23 protein-coding genes are annotated in these 23,170 nt (G+C 70.0%); 17 read left to right on the top strand and 6 right to left on the bottom strand.

All coding sequences use genetic code 11. The annotated features are described in order from the left end of the window. Window positions 1-65: 65 nt before the first annotated feature. Complete coding sequence (locus I8E28_RS20235) at window positions 66-947, bottom strand: LysR substrate-binding domain-containing protein (protein ID WP_200790033.1); 882 nt, start codon at window positions 945-947, stop codon at window positions 66-68. Between the two features lie 95 nt (window positions 948-1,042). Between I8E28_RS20235 and I8E28_RS20230 the strand changes: the two genes are divergently transcribed. The 6 genes from I8E28_RS20230 to I8E28_RS20205 all read left to right on the top strand — a co-directional run bounded on the left by I8E28_RS20230 (window position 1,043) and on the right by I8E28_RS20205 (window position 5,285). Beyond that, window positions 1,043-2,206 (top strand): mandelate racemase/muconate lactonizing enzyme family protein, encoded by a 1,164-nt coding sequence (locus I8E28_RS20230; RefSeq protein WP_200790031.1) that lies wholly within the window; start codon window positions 1,043-1,045, stop codon window positions 2,204-2,206. 183 nt (window positions 2,207-2,389) lie between these two features. Beyond that, window positions 2,390-3,124, top strand: a complete 735-nt coding sequence (locus tag I8E28_RS20225; RefSeq protein ID WP_200790029.1) for a CAP domain-containing protein — start codon at window positions 2,390-2,392, stop codon at window positions 3,122-3,124. Between the two features lie 60 nt (window positions 3,125-3,184). Continuing rightward, entirely contained in the window at window positions 3,185-3,523 is a 339-nt protein-coding gene (locus I8E28_RS20220) for a four-helix bundle copper-binding protein (protein ID WP_200790027.1), read from the top strand. Next, on the top strand, window positions 3,520-3,801 hold the full coding sequence (locus tag I8E28_RS20215) for a hypothetical protein (protein ID WP_200790025.1): 282 nt from the start codon (window positions 3,520-3,522) through the stop codon (window positions 3,799-3,801). The genes I8E28_RS20220 and I8E28_RS20215 overlap by 4 nt, the downstream gene beginning before the upstream one ends. A gap of 63 nt (window positions 3,802-3,864) precedes the next feature. Next, window positions 3,865-4,128, top strand: coding sequence for a YkvA family protein (locus tag I8E28_RS20210; protein ID WP_200790023.1), 264 nt, complete (start codon window positions 3,865-3,867; stop codon window positions 4,126-4,128). Between the two features lie 80 nt (window positions 4,129-4,208). Beyond that, window positions 4,209-5,285, top strand: coding sequence for a flavodoxin family protein (locus I8E28_RS20205; RefSeq protein WP_200790021.1), 1,077 nt, complete (start codon window positions 4,209-4,211; stop codon window positions 5,283-5,285). Between the two features lie 9 nt (window positions 5,286-5,294). Here I8E28_RS20205 and I8E28_RS20200 read toward each other — a convergent pair whose 3' ends face one another. Genes I8E28_RS20200 through I8E28_RS20180 form a run of 5 tightly spaced genes read right to left on the bottom strand, consistent with a single transcriptional unit; the run spans window position 5,295 to window position 9,900 of the window. Continuing rightward, window positions 5,295-6,311, bottom strand: coding sequence for a 2Fe-2S iron-sulfur cluster-binding protein (locus tag I8E28_RS20200; RefSeq protein WP_200790019.1), 1,017 nt, complete (start codon window positions 6,309-6,311; stop codon window positions 5,295-5,297). Then, complete coding sequence (locus I8E28_RS20195) at window positions 6,308-7,267, bottom strand: PdxA family dehydrogenase (protein ID WP_338050811.1); 960 nt, start codon at window positions 7,265-7,267, stop codon at window positions 6,308-6,310. Before I8E28_RS20195 ends, I8E28_RS20200 begins: the two co-directional genes overlap by 4 nt. Then, on the bottom strand, window positions 7,264-7,728 hold the full coding sequence (locus I8E28_RS20190) for an aromatic-ring-hydroxylating dioxygenase subunit beta (RefSeq protein ID WP_200790017.1): 465 nt from the start codon (window positions 7,726-7,728) through the stop codon (window positions 7,264-7,266). Before I8E28_RS20190 ends, I8E28_RS20195 begins: the two co-directional genes overlap by 4 nt. Continuing rightward, window positions 7,725-8,969 (bottom strand): aromatic ring-hydroxylating dioxygenase subunit alpha, encoded by a 1,245-nt coding sequence (locus I8E28_RS20185; protein ID WP_200790015.1) that lies wholly within the window; start codon window positions 8,967-8,969, stop codon window positions 7,725-7,727. The genes I8E28_RS20190 and I8E28_RS20185 overlap by 4 nt, the downstream gene beginning before the upstream one ends. Before the next feature lie 10 nt (window positions 8,970-8,979). Then, window positions 8,980-9,900 (bottom strand): Bug family tripartite tricarboxylate transporter substrate binding protein, encoded by a 921-nt coding sequence (locus I8E28_RS20180; RefSeq protein WP_239027277.1) that lies wholly within the window; start codon window positions 9,898-9,900, stop codon window positions 8,980-8,982. A gap of 199 nt (window positions 9,901-10,099) precedes the next feature. Between I8E28_RS20180 and I8E28_RS20175 the strand changes: the two genes are divergently transcribed. The 11 genes from I8E28_RS20175 to I8E28_RS20125 all read left to right on the top strand — a co-directional run bounded on the left by I8E28_RS20175 (window position 10,100) and on the right by I8E28_RS20125 (window position 23,121). After that, the gene (locus tag I8E28_RS20175) at window positions 10,100-10,897 is read left to right on the top strand and encodes an IclR family transcriptional regulator domain-containing protein (protein WP_200790012.1); all 798 of its coding nucleotides are present in this window, start codon (window positions 10,100-10,102) and stop codon (window positions 10,895-10,897) included. Window positions 10,898-11,022: 125 nt separating this feature from the next. Continuing rightward, the gene (locus tag I8E28_RS20170; protein ID WP_200790010.1) at window positions 11,023-12,501 is read left to right on the top strand and encodes an ATPase domain-containing protein; all 1,479 of its coding nucleotides are present in this window, start codon (window positions 11,023-11,025) and stop codon (window positions 12,499-12,501) included. Then, the gene (locus tag I8E28_RS20165; RefSeq protein WP_200790009.1) at window positions 12,501-13,988 is read left to right on the top strand and encodes a hybrid sensor histidine kinase/response regulator; all 1,488 of its coding nucleotides are present in this window, start codon (window positions 12,501-12,503) and stop codon (window positions 13,986-13,988) included. The genes I8E28_RS20170 and I8E28_RS20165 overlap by 1 nt, the downstream gene beginning before the upstream one ends. Then, window positions 13,985-14,884, top strand: coding sequence for a YhjD/YihY/BrkB family envelope integrity protein (locus tag I8E28_RS20160; RefSeq protein WP_200790008.1), 900 nt, complete (start codon window positions 13,985-13,987; stop codon window positions 14,882-14,884). The genes I8E28_RS20165 and I8E28_RS20160 overlap by 4 nt, the downstream gene beginning before the upstream one ends. 37 nt (window positions 14,885-14,921) lie before the next feature. Continuing rightward, window positions 14,922-15,521: a MarC family protein gene (locus tag I8E28_RS20155; protein WP_200790007.1), complete on the top strand. Its 600-nt coding sequence runs from the start codon at window positions 14,922-14,924 to the stop codon at window positions 15,519-15,521. A 323-nt stretch (window positions 15,522-15,844) separates the two neighbouring features. Beyond that, on the top strand, window positions 15,845-16,333 hold the full coding sequence (locus tag I8E28_RS20150) for a DUF4396 domain-containing protein (RefSeq protein WP_200790006.1): 489 nt from the start codon (window positions 15,845-15,847) through the stop codon (window positions 16,331-16,333). Between the two features lie 78 nt (window positions 16,334-16,411). Beyond that, complete coding sequence (locus tag I8E28_RS20145; RefSeq protein ID WP_200790005.1) at window positions 16,412-16,813, top strand: hypothetical protein; 402 nt, start codon at window positions 16,412-16,414, stop codon at window positions 16,811-16,813. A 105-nt stretch (window positions 16,814-16,918) separates the two neighbouring features. Then, on the top strand, window positions 16,919-18,118 hold the full coding sequence (locus I8E28_RS20140) for a TolC family protein (protein WP_239027276.1): 1,200 nt from the start codon (window positions 16,919-16,921) through the stop codon (window positions 18,116-18,118). Continuing rightward, entirely contained in the window at window positions 18,115-19,602 is a 1,488-nt protein-coding gene (locus tag I8E28_RS20135; protein WP_200790003.1) for an efflux RND transporter periplasmic adaptor subunit, read from the top strand. Before I8E28_RS20140 ends, I8E28_RS20135 begins: the two co-directional genes overlap by 4 nt. Then, the gene (locus I8E28_RS20130; RefSeq protein WP_200790002.1) at window positions 19,599-22,769 is read left to right on the top strand and encodes a CusA/CzcA family heavy metal efflux RND transporter; all 3,171 of its coding nucleotides are present in this window, start codon (window positions 19,599-19,601) and stop codon (window positions 22,767-22,769) included. The genes I8E28_RS20135 and I8E28_RS20130 overlap by 4 nt, the downstream gene beginning before the upstream one ends. Window positions 22,770-22,785: 16 nt before the next feature. Further along, window positions 22,786-23,121, top strand: a complete 336-nt coding sequence (locus tag I8E28_RS20125) for a copper-binding protein (RefSeq protein WP_200790001.1) — start codon at window positions 22,786-22,788, stop codon at window positions 23,119-23,121. Window positions 23,122-23,170 lie beyond the last annotated feature (49 nt).

Here is a 23,170-nt window from a genome sequence, read left to right as displayed (position 1 = left end):
CGGAGCCCCTTCGTGTGGATTGCGGGTCAAGCCCGCAATGACAGCGAGAGGCTGTCCGCAGACACCTAATGCGCGGCGTCCCAGAACGCTTCCGCTGCCCGCGCTGCAGACCCTCGCTCGCGATACAGGCGGATCTCCAGCGGCACGCGCCACTTGGCGCCCCCCGCTTCGACCAGCCGCCCAGCCGCAAAGTCCTCGGCAATCAGCGACTGCGGCAACCACGCCAGCCCCGCGCCCTGCAGCACCATCGTGCGCAGCACCGACGCCAGGTGCGCCGTGAGCACTGGCTTGAGCGCGACCGGCGCCAGCCCCGGTCCGAGCACGGCGCGCGTGATCCGCCCCAGCCCCGATTCGTCCGAATACTGCAGCACCGGCAAGGCCCCGCGCCCCTCCGCATCGAGCGAGAACGGTGCCCCCGGCGCCTTGACCGGCACCAACGTGTCCTCGCCGACCCGCAATGCTTCGTACACGTCGACATCCAGCGGTCCCGGCACGTCCGCATGCGCATGGGCCAGCACGAACTGCACCTTGCCCTGCGCCATCAGCGCCTCGCAGCGCTGCAGCACATCGGACACCAGTTGCAGCGGCCCGAGTTCGACGCGGCCGTCGAAGCCGCGCAGCCAGCCGGGCAGGAACGTGAACGACAACGCGTGCGTCGAGGCGATGCGCAGCGTCCCGGCGCTCGACTCGGCGACGGCGGCGGCTTCGGCCGGCAGGCGGTCGGCGCGCGCGAGCAGGTCGGCGGCCACGGTACGAAACCACTCGCCGACCTCCGTCAGCCGCGCGGGTTGCGAGGAGCGATCGACGAGGTCATGGCCGATCCACTCCTCGAGCGCGCGGATCCGGCGGCTGAACGCGGGTTGCGAGCTGTGGCGCTGCTCGGCCGCCCGGGAGAAGTTGCCGGTGGACGCGAGCGCGAGGAAGTCCTCAAGCCAGGTCAGGTTCACCGCGGTTCTTCCGGTGCATGGAACGAGCGAAAAAGAACATTGGACGGTGCGTGGCGCGGGCGCGAGGATCGGCCATCCCATTCGGACCCAGGCCCATGAAGATCGTCGACATCCGCGAGACCACCTGTCCCATCAGCTCCCCGATCCGCAACGCGTACATCGACTTTAGCAAGATGACGCTGAGCCTCGTCGCCGTGGTCACCGACCAGGTGCGCGACGGCCGCCGCGTGGTGGGCTACGGCTTCAACTCCAACGGGCGCTACGGGCAGGGCCCGCTGATGCGCGAGCGCTTCATCCCGCGCGTGCTGCAGGCCGACCCGGCGTCGCTGCTCGACGAGCGCGGCGTGCTCGACGCGCACAAGGTGTGGTCCACGATGTTCACCAACGAGAAGCCCGGCGGCCACGGCGAGCGCTCGGTGGCCATCGGCACCATCGACATGGCCGTCTGGGATGCGATCGCGAAGATCGAAGGCAAGCCGCTGTACCAGCTTCTCGCCGAGCGCCATGGCACCGGCACGCCGAACCGCAAGGTGTTCGTGTATGCCGCCGGCGGCTACTACTACCCGGGCAAGGACGACGCGCAGCTGAAGGACGAGATGCGCAACTATCTGGACCGTGGCTACAACGTCGTGAAGATGAAGATCGGCGGCGCGTCGCTCGACGAGGACCTGCGCCGCATCGATTCCGTGCTGTCGATCCTGCAGGACGGCCAGCGCCTCGCCGTCGACGCCAACGGCCGCTTCGACCTCGACACCGCGATCGCGTACGCCAAGGCGCTGTCCCGCTACAACCTGTTCTGGTACGAGGAAGCCGGCGATCCGCTCGACTTCGAGCTGCAGGCGACGCTGCGCAACTACTACGCCAACCCGATGGCCACCGGCGAGAACCTGTTCTCGATGCAGGACGCCCGCAACCTGATTCGCTACGGTGGGATGCGGCCGGACCGCGACTGGCTGCAATTCGATTGCGCCCTGAGTTACGGATTGGTGGAGTACCTGCGGACGCTGGACATGCTCGAGCAGCACGGCTGGTCCGCCAGCCGCTGCATCCCGCACGGCGGCCACCAGATGTCGCTGGCCATCGCCGCCGGCCTGGGGCTGGGCGGCAACGAGTCGTACCCGGACTTGTTCCAGCCGTTCGGCGGCTTCCCCGACGGCGTGAAGGTGGAGGGCGGCCACGTCGTGCTGCCGGAGCTGCCGGGGATCGGGTTCGAGGGGAAGGCGGACCTGATCAAGGTGATGCGGGAGTTGGCGCAGTAGGCAGGTTGTCATTCCGGCGAAAGCCGGAATCCATGCCCGCACCCGCGCTGCCAGTGGATTTGGGCGAGTCCGCAATGACACGTCAGGCAGTCCCGCAGTCAGCCGCGTCCGACGTGAACCGTCGGCGGCTGGGAACTTCGCCCAGCCTCGACGGCGCTCATCCTGTTCGCACAGGGAGCAAGCATGAGCAGGACAACACGCATTGCAGCGCTCGCGGCCGCCGCCGCACTGGCGCTCGCGGGCTGCGCGACCAGCGAGCCGACCACTTCCACGGCCACCACGAGCACCTCGTCCGCACCGGCGCCGGTGGCGCAATCGGCGTTCGGTTGCTCGGCCAACGGGCAGCAAGCCATCCTTCGGCGGATCAACGAAGCGAGGCAGGCGGGGCTTTGTGGCGATGCCCGGCTCGGCGCCGCGCAGCCGCTGACGTGGCAGCCCGCGCTGGCGGCGACGGCGTCGAAACGCGCCAGCGAGATCGCGCAACGCGGATCCTTCGGCCGCATCACCGACGTGTCCCCGCGCCTGCGCCAGGACGGCTACGTGCCGAGCGCGGCCCAGGAATGGCAGGCCGCGGGCGACTACAGCAGTGACGGCGCCGCGGCGGCGCTGCTGGCGCAGCAGAAGCAATGCACGACGCTGCTGAATCCCAGGTTCACCGACATCGGCGCTGCGTGCGTGACGCGCCCCGGCAGCGAGTTCAAGCATTACTGGACCGTCGTCGTCGCCAACGGCAAGGCCACGCGCAGCGAGATGGGCGCGAACGCGGCCAAGAAGCCGGTGGCGAAGAAGAATGCGGCCAAGTCCACGCCGCGGAAGGCCAGCAAGGCCGCTGCCACGCGCAAAAGCAGCGCCAAGCCGACGAAGAGCAACCGCAAGCCGGCGGCCAAGTCCAAGGCTTCCACCGCGCCGGTCCGCTGACGCACCGCCCGCGGGCGGGCACGAACGTTGCCGGACGTGGGGCTCTCCCTGGAGGTCCCCATGGCCCAAGCCCTGCCGAAGAACGTCCTCGACTGCATCGCCGCCTGCAACGCGTGCGAGGTTGCGTGCCTGCACTGCGCCTCCGCCTGCCTGCAGGAGCCCGACGTCAAGATGATGGCGCGCTGCATCGCCCGCGACATGGACTGCGCGCAGCTGTGCCAGACCGCGGTCGCGCTGATGGCCGGTGGCAGTGACCTGGCGCCGGCCCTGTGCAAGGTGTGCGAACAAGCCTGCCGCGCGTGCGCGGAGGAATGCGTCAAGCACGACATGGACCACTGCCAGCAGTGCGCCGAGGCGTGCCGCCGCTGCGCCGACGCGTGCGCTAGCATGGCTGCGTGATCGTCGTCTATTGGCTCGAAGGGCAACCGCCGCAATCGCGCCACCAGGTGTTCGCGCCCGGTGAGCTGAACCAGGCGCTGACGTTCGCCGAGTCCGTGCGCATGCGCCGGCGCGAGGGCGAGCCGATCAGCCACGTCACCCTGCAATCCGAGCTGGCCGAGTCGGTGGGGCAGGCGGGCGTGTCGGATGCGTCCGCCGACTACGCCCACTACAAGCGCCGCATCGACCCGGCCATCCCGCTCGGCCGTCCTTCCGGCAGCACAAGCAAGGAAGAGTAACGACGCTTGTGCAGGCCGCACGTGACCCCATCATGGGAACTCTCTTCGAAAGAGGCCAAGGCGATGTTCAAGCGGATGACCCTGTTGTGGAGCGTGGTGCGTGGCGACGCGCGCCGGCTGTGGTTCGCGCTGCGGCACCCGGCCGCGCCCGCGTGGCTGAAGGTGGGCACGGGGCTGCTGATCCTGTACGTCGTCTCGCCCATCGACCTGATCCCGGACGTGGTCCCGTTCTTCGGCGTCGTCGACGACCTGGTCGTCGTCCCGCTGGCCATCCGCTGGATGCTGCAGCGGTTGCCGCCGCACATCGCGACCGACCTGCGCCGGTAGGGCTCGCGCGGCGGCCCAGCCGTGGGTGCTTGCGCCGCCGCTGCACCACGGCGTGTGCGGATGGCGCGAGACTGCCGTGCATGACCACGACCGTGCGCACGGGGCAGGCGCCCCCGACATTCACTCGCGACGAATTCGGCCAGCGCTTCCGCGCCGCGTTCTTCGACCCGGCGTACCGCGCCGAGGACGCCGCGATCTCACGGCTTGAGCAAATCGCGTGGGAGGCGTACGAGCAGGGACGCAAGGCGCCCATCACGCGCAAGGCCGGCCCCGGCTTCGCCGATCCCGACTACGACCTGTCGGTGGAGTGGTACGAGGCGAGCCAGCGCCTGAAGGCGGCGCAGGAGGAGTGGGGCAAGCCCGAGACGCGTTCGCGCGTGCTGCTGGTGTGCTGCTCGTCGCGCAACGACGGCACCTGCCCGGGCGAGATGAGCAAGACGTTCCGCCTGACGCAGCTCGCGAAGGAAGTGATCGAGAAGGAAGGCGGCGTCGAGGCCGACGTGCTGGACCTGAGCCGGCTGGTGAGCGACTACGACCGCCACATCCATCCGTGCAAGGGTTGCGCGTCGACGGCCATGCCCTTGTGCCACTGGCCCTGCAGCTGCTACCCGAACCACGCCGAGCGCCAGACCGGCGACTGGATGAACGAGATCTACGAGCGCTGGGTGCGTGCGCATGGGGTCATCCTGCTGACGCCGGTCTACTGGTACCAGGCCGCCAGCCCGCTGAAGCTGATGATGGACCGCATGGTCTGCGCCGACGGCGGCAACCCCGACCCGACCGCGACCCACGGCAAGAAGCCCGCGGAAGCCAAGGCGCTGGAGGAAAAGGGCTGGACCTATCCCAAGCACCTGCAGGGCCGCGTGTACGGCGTGGTGGTGCACGGCGACGTCGCGGGCATCGAGGGCGTGCGGCGCTCGCTGTCGGATTGGCTGGACTGGATGGGCCTGATCGAAGCGGGCATGCAGGCGCGCCTGGACCGCTTCATCGGCTACTACGAGCCGTACTACAACAGCCACGAGGCGTTGGACCGGGACGAATGCGTGCAGGAGGAAGTGCGCAACGTCGCGCGTGCCGTGCTGCGCGGCGTGGCCGAAGCGCGCGCCGGCAGATTGCAGCCGCCGGACTGGCACGTGCAGAGGCCGCGGCCGAAGTAGCGGCCCGTCTCAGGGCGCCGGCGAAGCCGGTCCAGGCACGAACACGTCGGCATGGAAATCGGACGGGGCCAGCCCCACGTCGAGTGCGGCAGCGCGGACGGCCGCCACCATCGCTGGCGAGCCGCAGCAATGCAGCACGTGGCCGGTGAGGTCGGGACATTGCGCACGAAGCGCCTCGTCCACCCGCCCGTCGAAGGCGCCGGCGACGCCGTGCGTGGGTGCGTCCGAGATCGCTGGCACATAGCGCAGCTGCGGCCACTGCTTGCGCCACTTGTCGATCGCGGCCGGCAGGTACAGGCCGGCGGCGTCGCGTGCGCCCCAGATCAGCGTGACGGCGCGCTGCACGCGCCGCTTGGCCATGTCGTCGAGGATCGACTTGACCGGCGCGAAGCCCGTGCCGCCGGCGACGAACACGATCGGGCGTGCATCGTCCTGTGCCAGGGCGACGTTGCCGAAGGGGAGCTCGATGTCCAGCAGGTCGCCCTGCTTGAGGCCGGCGAGCACGTTGGTGAACCGCCCGCCCGGCACGTGCCGCACGTGCAGCGTCACGGCGTCGCTCTCCTGCGGCGGGTTGGCCATCGAGTAGCAGCGCGCGCTGCCGTCGTCCAGCTTCACTTCGAGGTACTGGCCGGCCTGGAACTTCGCGCGCTGGCCCGCAGGCAGGCGCAGCCGCAGCACCGTCACGTCGGGCGCCGCGAGGTCGAGGGCGTGCACCTTCGCCCGGAAGGTCTTGCGGGCGCCGCGGTCCACGTGCTTCCAGCTGGCCGGGCGCAGGACGAGGTCGGTGCGCGGCGCGCAGGCGCAGAACAGCACCTGGTCTGCCGAGCATGTCTCGTTGCGCAGCGCTGCGCCGTCCAGGGCGTCGACCTCGCCCGCGACGACGTTGCCGGCGCAGTTCCCGCAAACGCCCTTGCGGCAGGAATAGGGCAGCTCGATGCCGGCGCCGAGCGCAGCGTCCAGCACGCTGGTGCCCGGCGCGCAGGCGAACGCGACGTCGGAGCCTTCGATGCGGATGGTGTGGGTCATGCAGTGCGTGCTTCGATGCCGGACAGCAGCGCGATCGTGCGCAGCAGCGCCGCCGGGTCGGCGACCCCGCGGCCGGCGATGTCCATGGCGCTGCCGTGCCCCACGCTGGAGAGCAGGACGTCGGCGCCGATGGACAGCGCGCTGGCGGCGTTGGGGGCCAGCAGCTTGACGGGGATGTGGCCCTGGTCGTGCAGCATCGCGACGTACAGGTCGTGGCGGCGCTGCGAGAGCACCATGTCCGCGCCCATGGGACCGTCGACGCGCAGGCCTGAGGCGCGCAATGCATGCGCCGCCGGCACGGTCACCGCTTCGTCCTCGGGGCCGAACAGCCCGCCTTCGGACGCATGCGGGTTGATGCCGAACAGCGCGATGGACGGCTCGGCGACGCCCAGCAGGGCGCATGCACGCACGCCGGCGCGGACCGCGGCTTCCACCAGCGCGGGCGTGAGGCGGCCCAGCGACGTGCGGACGCTTTCGTGCAGCGTGGCATGCACGATGCGCAGCCCGCCGCCCACGAGCATCAGGAACACTTCGCCTTCGTCGAGCCCGCACACGCGCGCGACCAGCGACGGATAGCCGCTGAACGGGATGCCCGCCTGGTGGATGGCGGTCTCGTGGTGCGGGCAGGCGATCACGGCATCGACCTCGCCACGCCGGCAGGCCTGCAAGGCAGCAGTCGCCGAGGCGATGGTGGAGGCCCCCGCAGCAGGATCGACCACGCCGAAACGCGGCCGCCCCGCGAGCGTGCCGGCTTCCACGTGCGACAGACGCGGCAGCAGGGGCTCCAGCCCGCAGAGCGCAGCGACATGTTGCAGAACGGCCTTCGGCCCGTACACGGTGATGCGGTCACGGTCGAACGCGGGCAGTTGTGCCAGTGCCTTCAGCGCGATCTCGGGACCGATGCCGTGCGGGTCGCCGACGGCCAACGCCAGGCGGCGTGACGCGGTGGCGTTCACAGGGGCAGGGCCAGCAGCGTGTCGGTGACGGTGCTGTCGCACACCGCCACGCGTTCGGCCAGCAGCAAGCGGCCGTCGCGGCGCACGAAGCGGTCGTGGTACTCGCCGGTGGCGAACACGTCACTCTCGCCGGTGTGCATCGTGCGCACGACGACGAAGGGCGTTCGCGCGCGGGCCGTGCCCTCGTCGGCGGCTTCCACCAGGGGCATGCCCAGCAGGTGGCGGTAGCGCTGGCGCTCGTAGATGTTCGCCTCGCGCAGCGCCGCGATGCGGTCGCTGAGCATGTCGCGCGAATCGGCCCACACGATGCCGGCGGGCAGGCCCTGCGCCTCGTTCTCGACGTGGGTGATCCGGTAGTGGCAGTCCTCGGTGAAGAAGCCGGGCCACTGCTCCAGCGAGTCACTGTCGATGGCCTGCGCGTACGCCGCGTTGAAGGCCGCGAGTTGGAGAAGGTCGATCATGCGTCTGCCGCCTGCTGTCCCATGTGCTGCCGGTAGGCTTTCCAGAAGCCGCGCACCGAGGTCTCGGTGGCGCGCCCTTCGCTGGAGCCCGCGTGGTCGCCGCCCATCTCGACGATCGCGTCCATGTCGGTCGCACCGGCGATGCCGCGCTGGACGAACCCGCCCACGGCGCCGTCTTCCATCGAGATGAAGCCGGCGGGGCCCACGAGGTTCAGCTGCTTGAGGCGCACCTTGCGCTGCTCGGGCGTGTCGTCGGCGTAGCCGATGTAGGTCCAGTTCAGCTCGGTGGCCGCGATGCCCTTGGGCAGCACCTGCCGCACGGCCAGGCAGTTCTGGATCTGCTGCAGCACGAACCCGGGGAACACCGAGAGGATCTGCAGCGTGATGCCGTCGTCGTACTCGCGAAAGCCTGCCAGGAGGCTCGGGTCCTTGAGCCGGTAGCGCTCGTTGTCCGAGCGCAGCGCCTGGTTGCGGTACGAATCGTCCTTCGCCGCCGGGTCGATCATCGAGTAGCTCACGTGGTGGCCACCCGTGTCGTCGACGATCACGCCGCCCCTCTGCGACAGCCGATTGAGCTCGAACGTCGTGAAGAACATGTGCAGCAAGCTTGCGTGGTAGCTGTCCTTGACGTTCTCGACGTACAGCTTCCAGTTGTTCGGCAGCTTCTGCGTGAACCGCCCGATCACTTCCACCGGCTTGTGCAGCACGCGTTCGATGCGCGCGCAGATCTCCTCGCCCAGGTACTCCTCGATGTCCGGCACGTCCTCGGAGAAGCTGCCGAACACGAGCCCGCAGAAGGTGGCCACGCGCAGCTTGCGCGGGCCATGCTCCTGCTTGCAGAAGGTCTCGGGCATGCCGCCCTGGCCCTTGACGCCGTTCTCGAAGGCGACGCCGGTGAGGTCGCCCTGCCGGTTGTAGCTCCAGGCGTGGTACACGCACTGGAAGTCGTCCGCGCGCCCGGCCTTGTCCAGCACGATGAGGGCGCCGCGGTGCGCGCAGCGGTTCTCGAAGGAATAGATCTCGCCGTCGGCGTCGCGCACCACCACCACCGGCGTCGAGCCGGCGTACGTGGCGCGGTAGCTGCCGGCGTCCGGCAGTTCCGCCTCCAGGCACAGGTAGTTCCACGTGTTGCCGCGGAAGATGCGCTCCTGCTCGAGGGCGCTGGTCGCCTCGTCGACGTAGAGGCGGTAGGGAATGCGCGTGTTGGCCGCGCTTTTCCAGTGAATGGCCTGCTCTTGCATCCGTCGTGTCTCAGTCCAGTGTCACGTTCGCGGTCTTGATGACCTTGGCCCACTTCTGGGTCTCGCGCTGGATGAACGCGCCCGAGTCCTCGGGCGTCCAGCCGCGCGGCTCGGCGCCCTGCTCCAGGAACTTCTGTCGCACGTCCGGCGCGGTCAGCGCCTGCGCCAGCTGCTTCTGGATCGTCGCGGCGAGCGCCGGCGGCGTGCCCGGAGGGGCGACGACCGAGAAGAAGGTGACCGCCTGCATGCCGGGCAGCTTCTGTTCGACGAAGGTGGGCACCTGCGGCAGCACGCGCGAGCGCTGGTCGTCGGCGACGGCCAGGATGCGCAGCTTGCCGGCATGCTGGTGCGGCGCCGACGAGCTCAGGTTGTCGAAGAACACGTCCACGTTGCCGCCCAGCAGGTCGACGAGCGCCGGCGCCGTGCCCTTGTAGGGGATGTGGTTCATCTCGGTGCCGGTCAACTGCATGAACATGGCCGCGGTCAGGTGCGACGTCGAGCCGTTCCCCTGCGAAGCGACGCTCACCTTGCCCGGGTTGGCCTTCAAGTGGGCGATGAGCTCGCCGACGTTCTGCACCGGCAGCTTGTTGCTCACCGCCAGCACGTTCGGCACCGTGGCGATGACGGTCACCGGGACCCAGCGCGCCGGCTCGAAGCTGAGCTTGCGGTACAGGTTCTGGTTGATCGCGACCGGACCGGGCGGGGAGGCGAGCAGGGTGAATCCGTCGGGTTCCGAGCGGAAGACGAAGTCGGCGCCGATGTTGCCGCCCGCTCCTGGCTTGTTCTCGATGACGACGCCGCCCGGGTACGCCGTGCGCAGCTTTTCGCCCAGCAGGCGGGGCAGCACGTCGGCGGTGCCACCGGCCGAGAAGGGGACGATGAGCTTGAGCGGGCGGTCCTGCTGCGCGGCGGCCGGAAACGGCAGGGCCATCGCTGATGCCGCAAGGCCCAGGAGCGCGTGTCGACGTGTCACCAGTTCGGTCATGGGTTTGCTCGAGAGTTGAAGCGCGCACTCTGCGCTCCGGCCGCGGCGAAGACAAGGCGGTTTTGCGCGATGCGCAAACTGGACCCGGCGGGGTTGCGCTGCATCAAGGCGCGGATCGGCAATCCGGTGTTGGCAGAATCGACCGATGCGCAAGCACGTCGAGACGGTCGACACCGCCAGCCAGTCCGCTCCGAAGGACTTCGTGACGGCCCTGCAGAAGGGGCTCGACGTGCTGACGTGCTTCCGGCGCGGCGCCAGCAGGCTGACGCTGTCCGAAGTGTCCCGGCTCACCGGCAGCTCGCCGGCGTCGGCGCGGCGTTCGCTCCGCACCCTGCACACGCTGGGGTATGTCGAGAGCGACGGCAAGCGGTTCTGGATCGCGCCGCGCGCGTTGCTGGTCGCCAATGCCTACATCACGTCGCGCCCGATCCCGCAGCTGGCGCAGCCCCTGCTGGTGTCGCTCTCGGAACGCACGCGCGAGTCGGCGTCGCTAGGCCAGCTCCTGGACGACGACGTGATCATCGTGGCGCGCGCGACGGCGCGCCGCAGCCTGTCCACCGGCCTGGCGATCGGGTCGCGGCTGCCCGCCTACTGCTCCGCGATGGGACGCGCGTTGCTGGCCAGCCTGCCACCGGACGTGGCCAGGCGGCGCATCGAGGCGAGCCACGGCGCGGCCCTGACGGCGCGCACGCGTTGGCGCGTCGCGGATGTGCTGGCGGAAGTGGCGCTGTGCCGTGAGCGGGGCTGGTCCGAGTCCGACGGCGAGCTGGAGCTGGGAGTGCGCTCGATGGCCGTGCCGGTGTTCGATCGCGAGGGGACCACCGTGGGGGCCATGAGCATCGCGGTGCAGGCCGAGCGCATGGAGATGGCGGAATTCCGCGAGCTGCTGCCGGCCCTTCGCAAGGCGCGCGACACGCTCGCCACGCGGCTGCCGCCGGAGTGACCCAGGGCCGGCGGATCGGCCGCGGTCCGACCCCACCGCCGGGAGGGCAGCTTTGCTAGGATGACCAGTCCCCATTGCTCCTTGCCCGCTCCCCCGCTGGGCCTGCGGCGCGGGAAGGAGATGCGATGCGTGATCCAAACGAGCCGGAACAACTCTTGTCCACCGGCATCCAGGGCCTGGACGCCCTGCTCGGTGGCGGGCTGACGCCGCGCCGCATCTACCTGATCGAAGGCGAGCCGGGCGCCGGCAAGACCACCGCCGGGCTGCAGTTCCTGCAGGAAGGCGTGCTGCGCGGCGAGTCGGTCGTCTACATCTCGCTGGCCGAGACGCTGGAAGAACTGACGGCCGTCGCGGCGTCGCACGGCTGGAGCCTGGACGGCATCCACGTGCACGAGGTGTTGCCCGACGAGGACCTGCTGGCAGGCGTCGGCCAGTATTCGATGTTCCACCCGTCCGAGGTCGAGCTCGCCGACACCATCAAGATGGTGCTGCAGGTCGTCGACGACCGGCAGCCCACGCGCGTCGTGCTGGACTCGCTGTCCGAATTGCAGCTGCTGGCCGAATCGCCGCTGCGGTACCGGCGCCAGGTGCTTGCGCTCAAGCAGTTCTTCTCGCGCCGCAACTGCACGGTGCTGCTGCTGGACGACCGCACCGCGTCGGCCACCGGCGACCTGCAGGTGCGCAGCATCGCCCACGGCGTCATCCAGCTCGATCACGCGGTCAAGGATTACGGCGCGGAACGCCGCCGCGTGCGCGTGGTGAAGTTCCGCGGCCGCCGTGTGTTCGGCGGCCTGCATGACTACAACCTGGTGCAAGGCGGCCTGGTCGTGCATCCGCGCCTGGTGGCCGCCGACAGCCGCAACATCGGTTCGCGAGGCCAGTTGAGCAGCGGGCTGCCCGAGCTGGACCAGTTGCTCGGCGGCGGCATCGAGGAAGGCACCAGCACGCTGGTCATGGGGCCGCCCGGTACCGGCAAGTCGTCGCTCGCGGGGCAGCTGGTGTCCGCCGCCTACAAGCGCGGCGAGGGCGCGGCCATCTTCCTGTTCGAGGAGTCGATCAACAACGCCCTTCACCGGGCAGACGGGCTGAAACTGCGGCTGCGCGAAGCCATCGATGCGGGCCTGCTCACGATCCAGCAGATCGACCCCGCCGAGTTGTCGCCGGGCCAGTTCTCGGCGGCCGTGAGGGAAGCGGTCGAGCGCGGCGTGAAGATCGTTGTCATCGACAGCCTGAACGGCTACCTGAACGCGGTGCCGGATGAGCGCTTCCTCACCACCTACCTGCACGAGATGCTCACGTACCTGGGGCAGCACCGCGTCGCGACCATCCTGGTGGGCGTGCAGCAAGGGATGCTGGGCGCGATGACCACCTCGATGGACGCGAGCTACGTGGCCGACAACGTGCTGATGCTGCGGTACTTCGAACTGGACGGCGAGATCCGCAAGGCGATCTCGGTGTTCAAGAAGCGCGGCAGCGCGCACGAGCGCACTATCCGCGAGTTCAGCCTGACCCCCGGCGGCATCGAAGTGGGCAAGGTGCTGCGCGGCTTCCATGGCCTGCTGACGGGCGTGCCCACCAAGACGGGCACGGCCACCGACGACTGATGGAACGGCGCATCCTCCTGCACGTCTCGACGCACGACGGCCCGCTCGCGCAGCGGGTGCTGCAGTCCGCCGGGCTCGACGCGGTGGTGTGCGAGACCGTCGGGGACGTCGCCACCGAGTTGGAGCACGGCGTGGGCGCCTTGCTTGTGGCCGAGGAGGCGCTGGGCGACATGCTGCTCGCCGAACTCGGTCGCTACCTGGCGGCGCAGCCGCCCTGGTCGGACCTGCCCGTTCTCGTGATGGCCAAGCGCGGCGCCGATTCGCTGGAAGCGCAGCGCGCCATCGAGCATCTGGGCAACGTCATGATGCTGGAGCGCCCCGTGCGCACGCTGTCGCTGATCACGGCGGCCCGGTCGGCGTTGCGCGCGCGCGCGCGCCAATACGAGATGCGCGCGCTGAGCCGGCGCAAGGACGAATTCCTGGCGACGCTGGCGCATGAGTTGCGAAACCCGCTCGCGCCGATCAGCAATGCCACCGCCATCCTCCAGCGGCTGCATCCGTCGCCGCAGGTGACGTCGCTGGTCGGAATGGTCGACCGCCAGGTGAACCACCTGACGCGACTGGTCGACGACCTGCTGGACGTCGCGCGCATCACCAGCGGCAAGCTCGAGCTGAAGCTCGCGCCGACGACGGCGCACCACGTCACGGCGCACGCGCTGGAGATCGCGCAAGCCACGCTGGACGCGCGCCAGCACAAGGTGGACGTGAGCGAGCCTGGCGACGACGTGCCGCTGATGGCGGACCATGTCCGCCTGGTGCAGGCGATCGCCAACCTGCTGGTCAACGCGGCCAAGTTCACGCCTCACGGCGGGCAGGTGGTGCTGGAGGTGCGCGAGGACGCCGGCGACGTCGTCTTCACCGTGCGCGACACGGGGCGTGGCTTGGCTGCCAGCGACCTCGAGCGCATCTTCGAGATGTTCGAGCAGACCCGCGTCATCGGCGAGCCGAGCGGCGGGCTGGGGCTGGGCCTGCACCTCACGCGCGCGTTCGCGCAACTGCACGGTGGCAGCGTGCGCGCGAGCAGCGCCGGCCCGGGCCAAGGCAGCACCTTCGAGCTGCGCGTGCCGGCCGCGCGCGACCGGGCCCCGATGGCCGCGAGCACGCAGCAAGCCGCCGCCGCACCCGGCACCGGCCGCCGCGTGCTTGTCGTCGACGACAACATCGATGCCGCCGAGACGCTGGAGGCGCTGCTGTCGATGCACGGCCTGGCGGTGAGCGTCGCCCACGACGGCGCAGCTGCCGTGCGCAAGGTGGAGGCCGAGCGCCCCGACGCCGTGGTGATGGACATCGGCATGCCGGTGATGAACGGCTACGACGCCGCGCGCCACATCCGCAGCCGCCTCGATGGCAAGCAGCCGATGCTGATCGCGCTGACCGGCTGGGGCCAGTACGCCGACAAGGAGCGTGCCGCGGCAGCGGGCTTCGACGTGCACTTCGTCAAGCCGCTGCACATCGAGGACCTGCTGGGGTGCCTGGCGCGGTTGTGAGCAGTTCTTCCCGCCGCGCCTGGCACCGCATCCGCACTGCCGCCCTCTCCACGCCCGTGCTGGGCGTGCTGCTGCTGGCCATCCGCAACTACGTGATGCACCAGAGCGCGAACCAGGCCGGCAGCATGGCGTTCTCCTGGGTGCTGGCGATGTTCCCGCTGCTGGTGCTGGTGTCGGCTGCGGCGGCCTACTTCGGGCAACCCGGCGACGCCGCGGCGCTGGTGCGCCGGGTGATGGAGTACACCCCGCAACTGGTGCGCGACGCGCTCCAGCCCGTCGTCGACCAGGTCATCGCGCAACGCAACCAGGCGCTGCTGACCGTCGGCATCGTCGCGACCCTGTGGACGGCGTCGTCGGGCATGCAGGCCGTGCGCACGGCGCTCAATCGTGCGTATGGCGTCGAGCGGGGCCTGCCGTTCTGGAAGGCCCGCATCAAGGTCACGCTGTTCACCGTCACCGTCGGCGCGTGCGTGCTGGTGGCGTTCAGCAGCGTGGTGATCCTCCCCTACCTGGTCCAGCTCGCGGCCTCCAGCGCGAGCACGCCCGCCGACACGATCTGGTTGACGCACACCATGCGCTACGGGCTGGCGCTGGTGGTGCTGGTGGTCATGTATGCGATCGTCTACGGCTGGCTGCCGGACACGCGCCAGCGGCTGTCCACCGTGCTGCCCGGCGCGGTCGTCGGCGCGGTGCTCTGGGTGCTTGCTGCCGCGGCGCTGTCGTACACGCTGCACAGCGCCGGCAAGCTGGCGCTGCTGTACGGCAGCTTCGCGGGGGTGGTCGGTACGCTGGTGTTCCTCTACATCAGCGCCACCACGCTGATCTACGGTGCGGAGGTGAATGGGGTGCTGCACCAACGCCGGGCCGCGAGAGGCCACGCGCCCTCTGGCTCCTAAGGGATGCCAGCTCGACCGGCCACAATACCGGTCGCTCATGGACCACTCCTTCCTCTCCGCGCTGGTGCTGCTGCTCCTGGTGCTCGACCCGTTCGGCGCGCTGCCGGTGTTCATCTCGGTGATGGGCGATGTCGACCCGGCGCGCCGGCGGCGCGTGGCGCTGCGCGAAAGCGCGATCGCCTTCGCCGTGCTGCTCGTGTTCATGCTGGCCGGCCAGGCGTTCCTGTCGGCCATGCACCTGTCGCAGCGATCGCTGGAGGTCGCCGGCGGCGTGATCCTGTTCGTGATCGCGATGCAGATGATCTTCGGCCACGGCGACGCGACCGGCGTGGCCAGCCGTCAGATGAGCGAGCCGCTGGTGTTCCCGCTGGCGATTCCGCTGATGGCGGGCCCCTCGGCCCTCGCCACCGTGCTGCTGCTGGCGTCCCGCGAACCCGGCCGCATCCACGTGTGGGTCGCGGCGCTGGTGGTCGCCATGCTGGTGTCTTGCACGGTGCTGCTCACCGCCGATCGCCTGGGTCGGTGGCTGGGGCCGTCGGTGGTCGCCGCGATTGAGAAGCTGATGGGGCTGTTGCTGACGGCCGTGGCGATGGAGATGACGCTGGCGGGGTTGCGGCGGTATTTCCTGGAAGGGTGACGCCCCGTCATCCCCGCGAAGGCGGGGATCCATCGCTTCCGCCTTCCCTTGCGTCCAGCGCCCGCCGCGAGCACTCCCTGCGTCGCGCTGAGCAGGACCAGTCCAACGACCGGGGCCCAATTGACGTTCAGACGGACCATGACGACCCCCGAATGGCGACGGCTGGATTCTGCGGCACCGGGCGGCGCTGGAGTGGACGGTTGGCCTTCGTCGATTCAGGGGTCGGGGCGGATGGGATTGCGCGACAGCGGGAGCTTTCCCACCTTGACACTCCCATCGTGGCAGGCTTGACGATCGCGGCTCCCATCCAAAGGAACTCCACCATGCCCATTGCGAACCACGCTGCCCCAGTCGCGGCCAGCAGCCTCAAACGGACGGCCCTGCAGGCGACCTTGCACTGCCTCTCCGGGTGCGCAGTCGGAGAGATCCTCGGCATGGTGATCGGGACCGCCTTCGGCTGGTCCAACGGAGCCACCATCGCGATCTCGGTGGCGCTCGCGTTCGCCTTCGGCTACGCGTTCACGATGCTGCCGCTCCTGGCCGCGGGCATGGCGCTACGCAGCGCTGCGTCGGTCGCGCTCGCCGCCGACAGCGCGTCCGTGGCGCTCATGGAGGTCGTGGACAACGCGGTCATGCTCGTCTGGCCGGGAGCCATGAACGCGGGCCTCGACAACGGGACGTTCTGGCTGGCACTGGCGGGCTCGCTCCTGCTGGCGGGCGCCGCGGCCTATCCATTGAACCGGGCGCTGATCGCCCGCGGAAAAGGCCACGCCGTCGCGCACGCCCACCATGGCCATGGTCACGCGCACTGATACATCGAGCGCTACCGCCGCCATCGCGCCAGCTCGAGCGCGGTTGGCCTCCGCCGATGGCTACACTTCCGAGAACCCATGTACCGCCAACGCGTCCATCGACTGACGACCACCTTCCTGGTGGTCCTGTCGCTGCTGTTCTCGCAGCTGGCGTTGGCCAACTACGTCTGCCTCTCGCCGCAGGCCGGTGAGCGGGTCGCCATGGAGATGGCACCGGGACAGCCCTGCGAAGGCATGGACATGGGCATGCAGATGGACGAAGACCAGCCGGTCCTGTGCCACCAGCACTGCGTGAACGCGCCGCAATCGGCCGATCCCGTGCAGGTGCCCGCGGTGAGCCTGCCGGCCGTCGTCCATGCGCATGTGGTCGAGGCCGTCCCGGACATCGATGCCACGGGGTGGGCGGAGGGCGCCGCAGCAGCGCGACCTCGCCCACCGCCGGACCCGCTGTTCCTGTCCACCCTCCGACTTCGCGTCTGACCCCTCCGCCGACACACCGGCGTCGCCCGCGGCATGGCCGCGGCTCGACACCCGACTCGTCGTCCCGGAGGTTCCATGGTTTCCCGTTCCCTTGCAGCGGCCGCCTTGACGGCCACACTCCTGCCGGCCGTTGCGGCGGCCGACCCCCTGACGCTCGAGCGCGCCCTCGAGCTCGCAGCGCAGCGCTCCGAGGCGGTGCGTGGTGCGCGCGCCGGCGCCGCGGGCGCGGCTGAGGCCGCCCGCGCCGCAGGGCAGCTGCCCGATCCGATGCTCAGTGTCGGCATCGAGAACCTGCCCGTCACCGGCCCCGACCGGCTGCGCACCACCGCCGATTCGATGACGATGAAGCGCGTGGGCATCAGCCAGGAATGGGTGTCCGCCGAGAAGCGCGCGCTGCGGCAGGCCGCCGCCCAGGCGCAAGCCGATCGCGAGTCGGTCACGGCCGAGGCCGCGCTGGCGGAAGCGCGCCTGCAGGCCGCGCTGGCCTACCTGGACGCGTTCTACGCCGGCGAGATCGCCAAGCTCACCACGCTCACCGAACACCACGTGCACGAGGAGTGGGAAGCGGCCAAGGCACGCTTGGCATCCTCGGCGGGCACCAGCCAGGAAGTGCTGCAGCTGGATGCCGCGCGAGGCGTGGCTGAGGACGAATCCGCCGATGTGCGCCAGCAGCAGGCGGCGGCGCTTGTCGCGCTGGAGCGGTGGCTGGGGTGGCGGCCGGACGACCTGGCACCTCCACTTCTGCCAACGTCGGCCGCCGAGCAGGCCTACGTCGCCGCGCACCCAGCCGTCCTGCAGGCGCAGCGCGAGGTCGAAGCGGCCCGCGCGGAAGCGTCGGCGACCGCCGCCAATCGGGAACCGAACTGGACGTGGCAGGTGTCGTACGGCCAGCGCACCGGCTACTCGGACATGGTCGCGGTCGGCGTCTCCATCCCGTTGCCGGTGGCACCACGCGAACGGCAGGACCGCGAGACGTCCGCCAAGCTGGCGCTCGCCACCAAGGCGGAAGCCACGCTCGAGGAGGCGACGCGCATGGCCAGCGCCGAGTACCGCGCCATGAGCAGCGACGCCCAGCGGCTCGGCCACCGGGTGCAGCGCTACACCGCCGCGGTGGTCACGCCCGCGCGGCAGCGCACGCAGGCCGCTTTGGCGGGCTACCGATCCAACCAGGTGCCGTTGATGGTGCTGTTCGAAGCGCGGCACGCCGAGGTCGACGTGCAGCGCAAGCTGCTGGCGATGCAGCGCGAGCTCGCGAAGGTGCAGGCGCAGCTGGCGTTCCGGCCGGTGCCGGGAGGCGCGCGATGAAGACGATCCACATCGCTGCCGCGGCCGTTGCGGCCGTGGCCATCGCCGCAGGCGGGTTCTTCGCCGGCCAACGGTCCGTCGCACCGGACCGGCACGCGGACGCGCCCGTCGCGCCGGCTGCCCAGGGCGAGCGCAAGGTCCTGTACTGGCACGACCCGATGGTGCCCGGCCCACGCTTCGACAAGCCCGGCAAGTCGCCGTTCATGGACATGCAGCTGGTGCCCGTGTACGCCGACGAGCAGGCCGAGGCCGGCGTGAAGGTCAGCCCGGGCGTCCAGCAGAACCTGGGCATCCGCACCGCCGCCGCCACGCGCGCGCAGGTCGCGAGCTCGTTCGACGCCATCGGCACGGTGCAGTTCGACGAGCGCCTGGCGCAGGCCGTGCAGACCCGCGTCAACGGCTACGTCGAACGCCTGCTGGTGCGGGCGCCCATGGAGACCGTGCGCCGCGGCCAGCCCATGGCCACCATCTACGCGCCGGACTGGCTCGGGCCGCTGAACGAATACCTGGCCCTGAAGCGGGCCGGCGTGGCGGACGACGTGCTGGCAGCCGCGCGCGAGCGCATGCGCGCGATGTCGATCCCGGACTCGCTCGTGCGCCAGAGCGAGCAGCACGGCACGGCGCGAGCGCGCTTCACGGTGGCAGCGCCCATCGGCGGCGTGGTCGCGGAGCTAGGGGTGCGTGAGGGCGTCGCGGTCACCGCGGGCACGACGCTGTTCCGTATCGCCGGCCTCGAGCGGGTTTGGGCCGTCGCCGAGGTGCCGGAGGTGCAGGCGGTGCGCCTGCAGCGGGGCCAGAAGGTCAAGGCAGCGCTGCAGGCCGATGCATCGCAGGCGTTCGAGGGCGAGCTGAAGGAGATCCTGCCGCAGGTGAACGCGGCCACCCGCACCCTGCAGGCCCGCTTCGAGGTCGCGAACAAGGGCGGCCGCCTCACGCCGGGGCTGCTGCTGCGCCTGCAGGTCGCGGGACCTGCGTCGTCGCGCCTGGTCGTGCCCGCCGAAGCAGTGATCCGCACGGGGACGCGCGCAGTTGCCATCGTGCGCAAGGGCAACGGCACGTTCGAGCCGCGTGAGATCACGCTGGGCGCCGAGCTCGGCGACCAACTCGAGGTGGTGCAGGGCCTGCAGGAAGGCGAGCAGGTGGTCGCGAGCGGCCAATTCCTCGTCGACTCGGAAGCGCGGCTGAAGTCGGTGCTGGGCGGCATGGCTGCCGCGGGGCAGGCGGCGACTGCGGCGAGTGCGCCGGCGGCCGGGACGTTCACCGCACGCGGCACGGTGGAGAGCATCGAGCCCGACGGCATCACGATCTCGCATGGACCGGTGCCCGAGCTGAAGTGGCCGGCGATGACCATGGGGTTCAGCACGCCCGGGCCGAAGGCTTTCCCGGGGCTGAAGGCCGGCGACAGCGTGCAGTTCGAGTTCCGCAGAGGCGGCCCCATGGGCTGGGAGCTCGTCGCTGTCCGGCCTGAAGGAGGCGGCAAGTGATCGCCGCGCTGATTCGCTGGTCGATCGGCAACCGCTTCCTGGTGCTGGTGATGACGGCGTTCGTTGTCCTTGCGGGCATCTGGTCGGCGCAGCGGATCTCGCTGGACGCGCTGCCGGACCTCTCGGACACGCAGGTGATCGTGCGCACGCCGTATCCAGGCAAGGCGCCCCAAGTCGTCGAGGACCTCGTGACCTACCCGCTGACGACGACCATGCTCAGCGTCCCCGGCGCCAAGGTCGTGCGCGGCTACTCCTTCTTCGGCGACTCCTTCGTCTACGTGCTGTTCGACGACAAGACCGATCCGTACTGGGCCAGGTCGCGCGTCGTCGAGTCCCTGAACCAGGTGCAGTCGAGGCTGCCCGCGGGCGCGAATGCGTCGCTGGGCCCGGACGCCACCGGCGTGGGCTGGGTGTACGAGTACGCGCTGGTCGACCGCACCGGCCGCAACGACATCTCGCAACTGCGCGCGTTGAACGACTGGTTCCTGAAGTTCGAGCTGAAGACGGTCCCCGACGTGGCCGAGGTGGCCAGCATCGGCGGCATGGTGCGCCAGTACCAGGTGGTGCTGGACCCGGACCGCATGCGCACGCTGGGCGTGACGCAGCGCATGGTCACCGAGGCGCTGCAGGGCGCCAACCAGGCCGCCGGCGGCTCGGTCGTGGAACTCGCCGAAGCCGAATACATGGTGCGCTCGCGGGGGTTCCTGCGCTCTCTGGACGACTTCCGCGCCATCCCCGTCGGCCTGTCGGGCGCGACGCCGGTGCTGCTGCGCGACGTGGCGTTCGTGCAAGTCGGCCCCGAGATGCGGCGCGGTATCGCCGAGCTGGACGGGCAGGGCGAGGTGGCCGGCGGCGTGGTCGTGATGCGCTCGGGCAAGAACGCGCGCACCACGATCGAGGCCGTGAAGGCGAAGCTGGCGACGCTCAAGGCGAGCCTGCCGCCGGGCGTGGAAGTGGTGCCGACGTACGACCGCTCGCTGCTGATCGACCGCGCGGTGAAGAACCTCAGCTGGAAACTGCTGGAGGAGTTCGTGGTGGTCGCTCTCGTGTGCGCGGCCTTCCTGTTCCACCTGCGCTCCGCCTTCGTGGCTGTCGTCACGCTGCCAGTGGGCGTACTGGCCGCCTTCATCGTGATGCAGTGGCAGGGCGTCAGCGCGAACATCCTGTCGCTGGGCGGCATCGCGATCGCGCTCGGCGCGATGGTCGATGCGTCCATCGTGCTGATCGAGAACGCCCACAAGCACCTCGAGGCGTTCGACCACGAGCACGATCGCGGCCCCACGGTCGGCGAGCGGTGGGCGCTCGTCACGCGAGCGTCGATCGAGGTCGGTCCGGCCCTGTTTTTCTCGCTGCTGGTCATCACGCTCTCGTTCGTGCCCGTGTTCACGCTCGAGGCGCAGGAGGGCCGGTTGTTCTCGCCGCTGGCCTTCACCAAGACGTATGCGATGGCGGCAGCAGCGGGCCTCTCCGTGACGCTGGTCCCGGTGCTCATGGGCTACCTGGTGCGCGGCCGCATCCGGGCCGAGGCGTCGAACCCGATCAACCGCGCACTGATCGCGCTCTACCGGCCGGCGCTGGAAGCGGTGCTCCGGTTCCCGAAAGCAACCCTCGCGGTGGCGGGCGTGCTGCTCGTCCTGACCTTGTTGCCGATTGCGCGCCTGGGCGGCGAGTTCCTGCCGCCCCTGGACGAGGGCGACCTGCTGTACATGCCGTCCGCGTTGCCGGGGCTGTCGGCGTCCAAGGCGTCCGAGCTGCTGCAGCAGACCGACCGGCTGATCAAGACCGTGCCCGAAGTGGAGCGGGTGTTCGGCAAGGCCGGGCGCGCGGACACGGCCACCGACCCGGCGCCGCTGGAGATGTTCGAGACCACCATCCAGTTCAAGCCGCGCGCGCAGTGGCGCGCCGGCATGACGCCGGACAAGCTGGTGGAGGAACTCGATCGCGTGGTGAAGGTGCCGGGGCTGTCCAACGTCTGGGTGCCACCGATCCGCAACCGTATCGACATGCTGGCCACCGGCATCAAGAGCCCCGTGGGCGTGAAGGTCGCGGGCGCCGACCTGGCGACCATCGACCGCCTGGCGGGGCAGGTCGAAGCGGCGGTCAAGAACGTGCCTGGCGTATCGTCCGCCCTCGCGGATCGGCTCACGGGCGGTCGCTACATCGACGTCGATGTGGACCGCGCGGCCGCCGCACGCTACGGGTTGTCCGTGGCCGACGTGCAGGCGATCGTCTCCACCGCCATCGGCGGCGACAACGTCGGCGAGGTCGTGTCGGGCCGCGAGCGGTTCCCGATCAACGTGCGCTACCCGCGCGAAGTGCGCGATTCGCTGCAGCGCCTGCGCGAACTGCCATTCGTGACCGGCCGGGGCGCGCAACTGCTGCTGCAGGACGTCGCTCGCGTGACGGTGCAGGAGGGCCCGCCCATGCTGCGCAGCGAGAACGCCCGCCTGTCCGGGTGGGTCTACGTCGACGTGCGCGGAAGGGACCTTCGCTCGGCGGTCCACGCCATGCAGGCAGCCGTCGCGCGCGACGTGCAGCTTCCGGCCGGCTATTCGGTCTCGTGGTCCGGCCAGTTCGAGTACCTGGAGCGGGCGACCGAGCGGCTGAAGGTGGTGGTCCCGGCGACGCTGGCCGTCATCTTCGTGCTGCTGTACCTGCTGTTCCGCTCGTTCCGTGACGCGGGCTTGGTGATGGCGGCGGTGCCGTTCTCGCTGGTCGGCGGCTTCTGGCTGGTGTGGGCGCTCGGGCACGCCATCTCGGTCGCGACGGCCGTCGGCTTCATCGCGCTGGCCGGCGTCGCCTCCGAGTTCGGCGTGGTGATGCTGGTGTACCTGCAGAACGCGCATGTCCGCCGCCTGGCGGCAGGCGAGGCGGACACCGAGGAGACCTTGCTGGCGTCGATCCGGGAGGGCGCGGTGCTGCGCGTGCGCCCGAAGGCGATGACCGTGGCCGTCGTGATGGGCGGCCTGCTGCCCATCTTGATCGGCTCTGGCACCGGGTCCGAGGTCATGACGCGGATCGCGGCACCCATGGTGGGCGGCATGGTCTCCGCGCCCCTGCTCAGCATGCTCGTCATCCCGGCGGCCTGGTTCCTGCTGCACCGGCGTCGCCGCACTGATGCGGCCGCCAACCGCGATGCCGCGCTTCCCCAACCTTCCCATTCCTAACCCTCAGGAGTTCCCCATGAAAGTGTCCTCTCTCATTGCCATCGTCCTTCTTGCTGCTGCAGCCGGCGCCCACGCACAAGGCATGTCCATGCCGATGAAGCCGGCGGCATCCGCGCCGCAATCGTCCGTGCCGCTGGTCGATGCCAAGGTGAAAAAGGTCGACCTGAAGAAGGGCCTCCTCGTGCTCGACCACGGCGACCTCCCCAACCTCGGCATGCCCGCCATGACGATGGGATTTGACGTCGCCGACAGGAAGATGCTCCAGGGCGTGAAGGTGGGCCAGAAGGTCAAGTTCCAGGCCGAGATCATCGGCGGCAAGGCAACTGTGACGGAGCTGAAACCGGCCGGCTGAAGCCAGGGGCACGGCCCCTTACAAGCTGGGTTGCAAGTATTCAAGAATT

It is taken from the genome of Ramlibacter algicola, assembly GCF_016641735.1.
Classification (GTDB): domain Bacteria; phylum Pseudomonadota; class Gammaproteobacteria; order Burkholderiales; family Burkholderiaceae_C; genus Ramlibacter; species Ramlibacter algicola.
This window is presented reverse-complemented; position numbering and strand designations above follow the sequence as displayed.

Coding starts and splice junctions, on each gene's coding strand:
- I8E28_RS20155 (WP_200790007.1), top strand. CDS start 14,922: ATGGACCACTCCTTCCTCTCCGCGCTGGTGCTGCTGCTCCTGGTGCTC.
- I8E28_RS20225 (WP_200790029.1), top strand. CDS start 2,390: ATGAGCAGGACAACACGCATTGCAGCGCTCGCGGCCGCCGCCGCACTG.
- I8E28_RS20200 (WP_200790019.1), bottom strand. CDS start 6,311: ATGACCCACACCATCCGCATCGAAGGCTCCGACGTCGCGTTCGCCTGC.
- I8E28_RS20175 (WP_200790012.1), top strand. CDS start 10,100: ATGCGCAAGCACGTCGAGACGGTCGACACCGCCAGCCAGTCCGCTCCG.
- I8E28_RS20205 (WP_200790021.1), top strand. CDS start 4,209: ATGACCACGACCGTGCGCACGGGGCAGGCGCCCCCGACATTCACTCGC.
- I8E28_RS20220 (WP_200790027.1), top strand. CDS start 3,185: ATGGCCCAAGCCCTGCCGAAGAACGTCCTCGACTGCATCGCCGCCTGC.
- I8E28_RS20190 (WP_200790017.1), bottom strand. CDS start 7,728: ATGATCGACCTTCTCCAACTCGCGGCCTTCAACGCGGCGTACGCGCAG.
- I8E28_RS20145 (WP_200790005.1), top strand. CDS start 16,412: ATGTACCGCCAACGCGTCCATCGACTGACGACCACCTTCCTGGTGGTC.
- I8E28_RS20180 (WP_239027277.1), bottom strand. CDS start 9,900: ATGGCCCTGCCGTTTCCGGCCGCCGCGCAGCAGGACCGCCCGCTCAAG.
- I8E28_RS20125 (WP_200790001.1), top strand. CDS start 22,786: ATGAAAGTGTCCTCTCTCATTGCCATCGTCCTTCTTGCTGCTGCAGCC.
- I8E28_RS20165 (WP_200790009.1), top strand. CDS start 12,501: ATGGAACGGCGCATCCTCCTGCACGTCTCGACGCACGACGGCCCGCTC.
- I8E28_RS20135 (WP_200790003.1), top strand. CDS start 18,115: ATGAAGACGATCCACATCGCTGCCGCGGCCGTTGCGGCCGTGGCCATC.
- I8E28_RS20210 (WP_200790023.1), top strand. CDS start 3,865: ATGTTCAAGCGGATGACCCTGTTGTGGAGCGTGGTGCGTGGCGACGCG.
- I8E28_RS20150 (WP_200790006.1), top strand. CDS start 15,845: ATGCCCATTGCGAACCACGCTGCCCCAGTCGCGGCCAGCAGCCTCAAA.
- I8E28_RS20185 (WP_200790015.1), bottom strand. CDS start 8,969: ATGCAAGAGCAGGCCATTCACTGGAAAAGCGCGGCCAACACGCGCATT.
- I8E28_RS20230 (WP_200790031.1), top strand. CDS start 1,043: ATGAAGATCGTCGACATCCGCGAGACCACCTGTCCCATCAGCTCCCCG.
- I8E28_RS20170 (WP_200790010.1), top strand. CDS start 11,023: ATGCGTGATCCAAACGAGCCGGAACAACTCTTGTCCACCGGCATCCAG.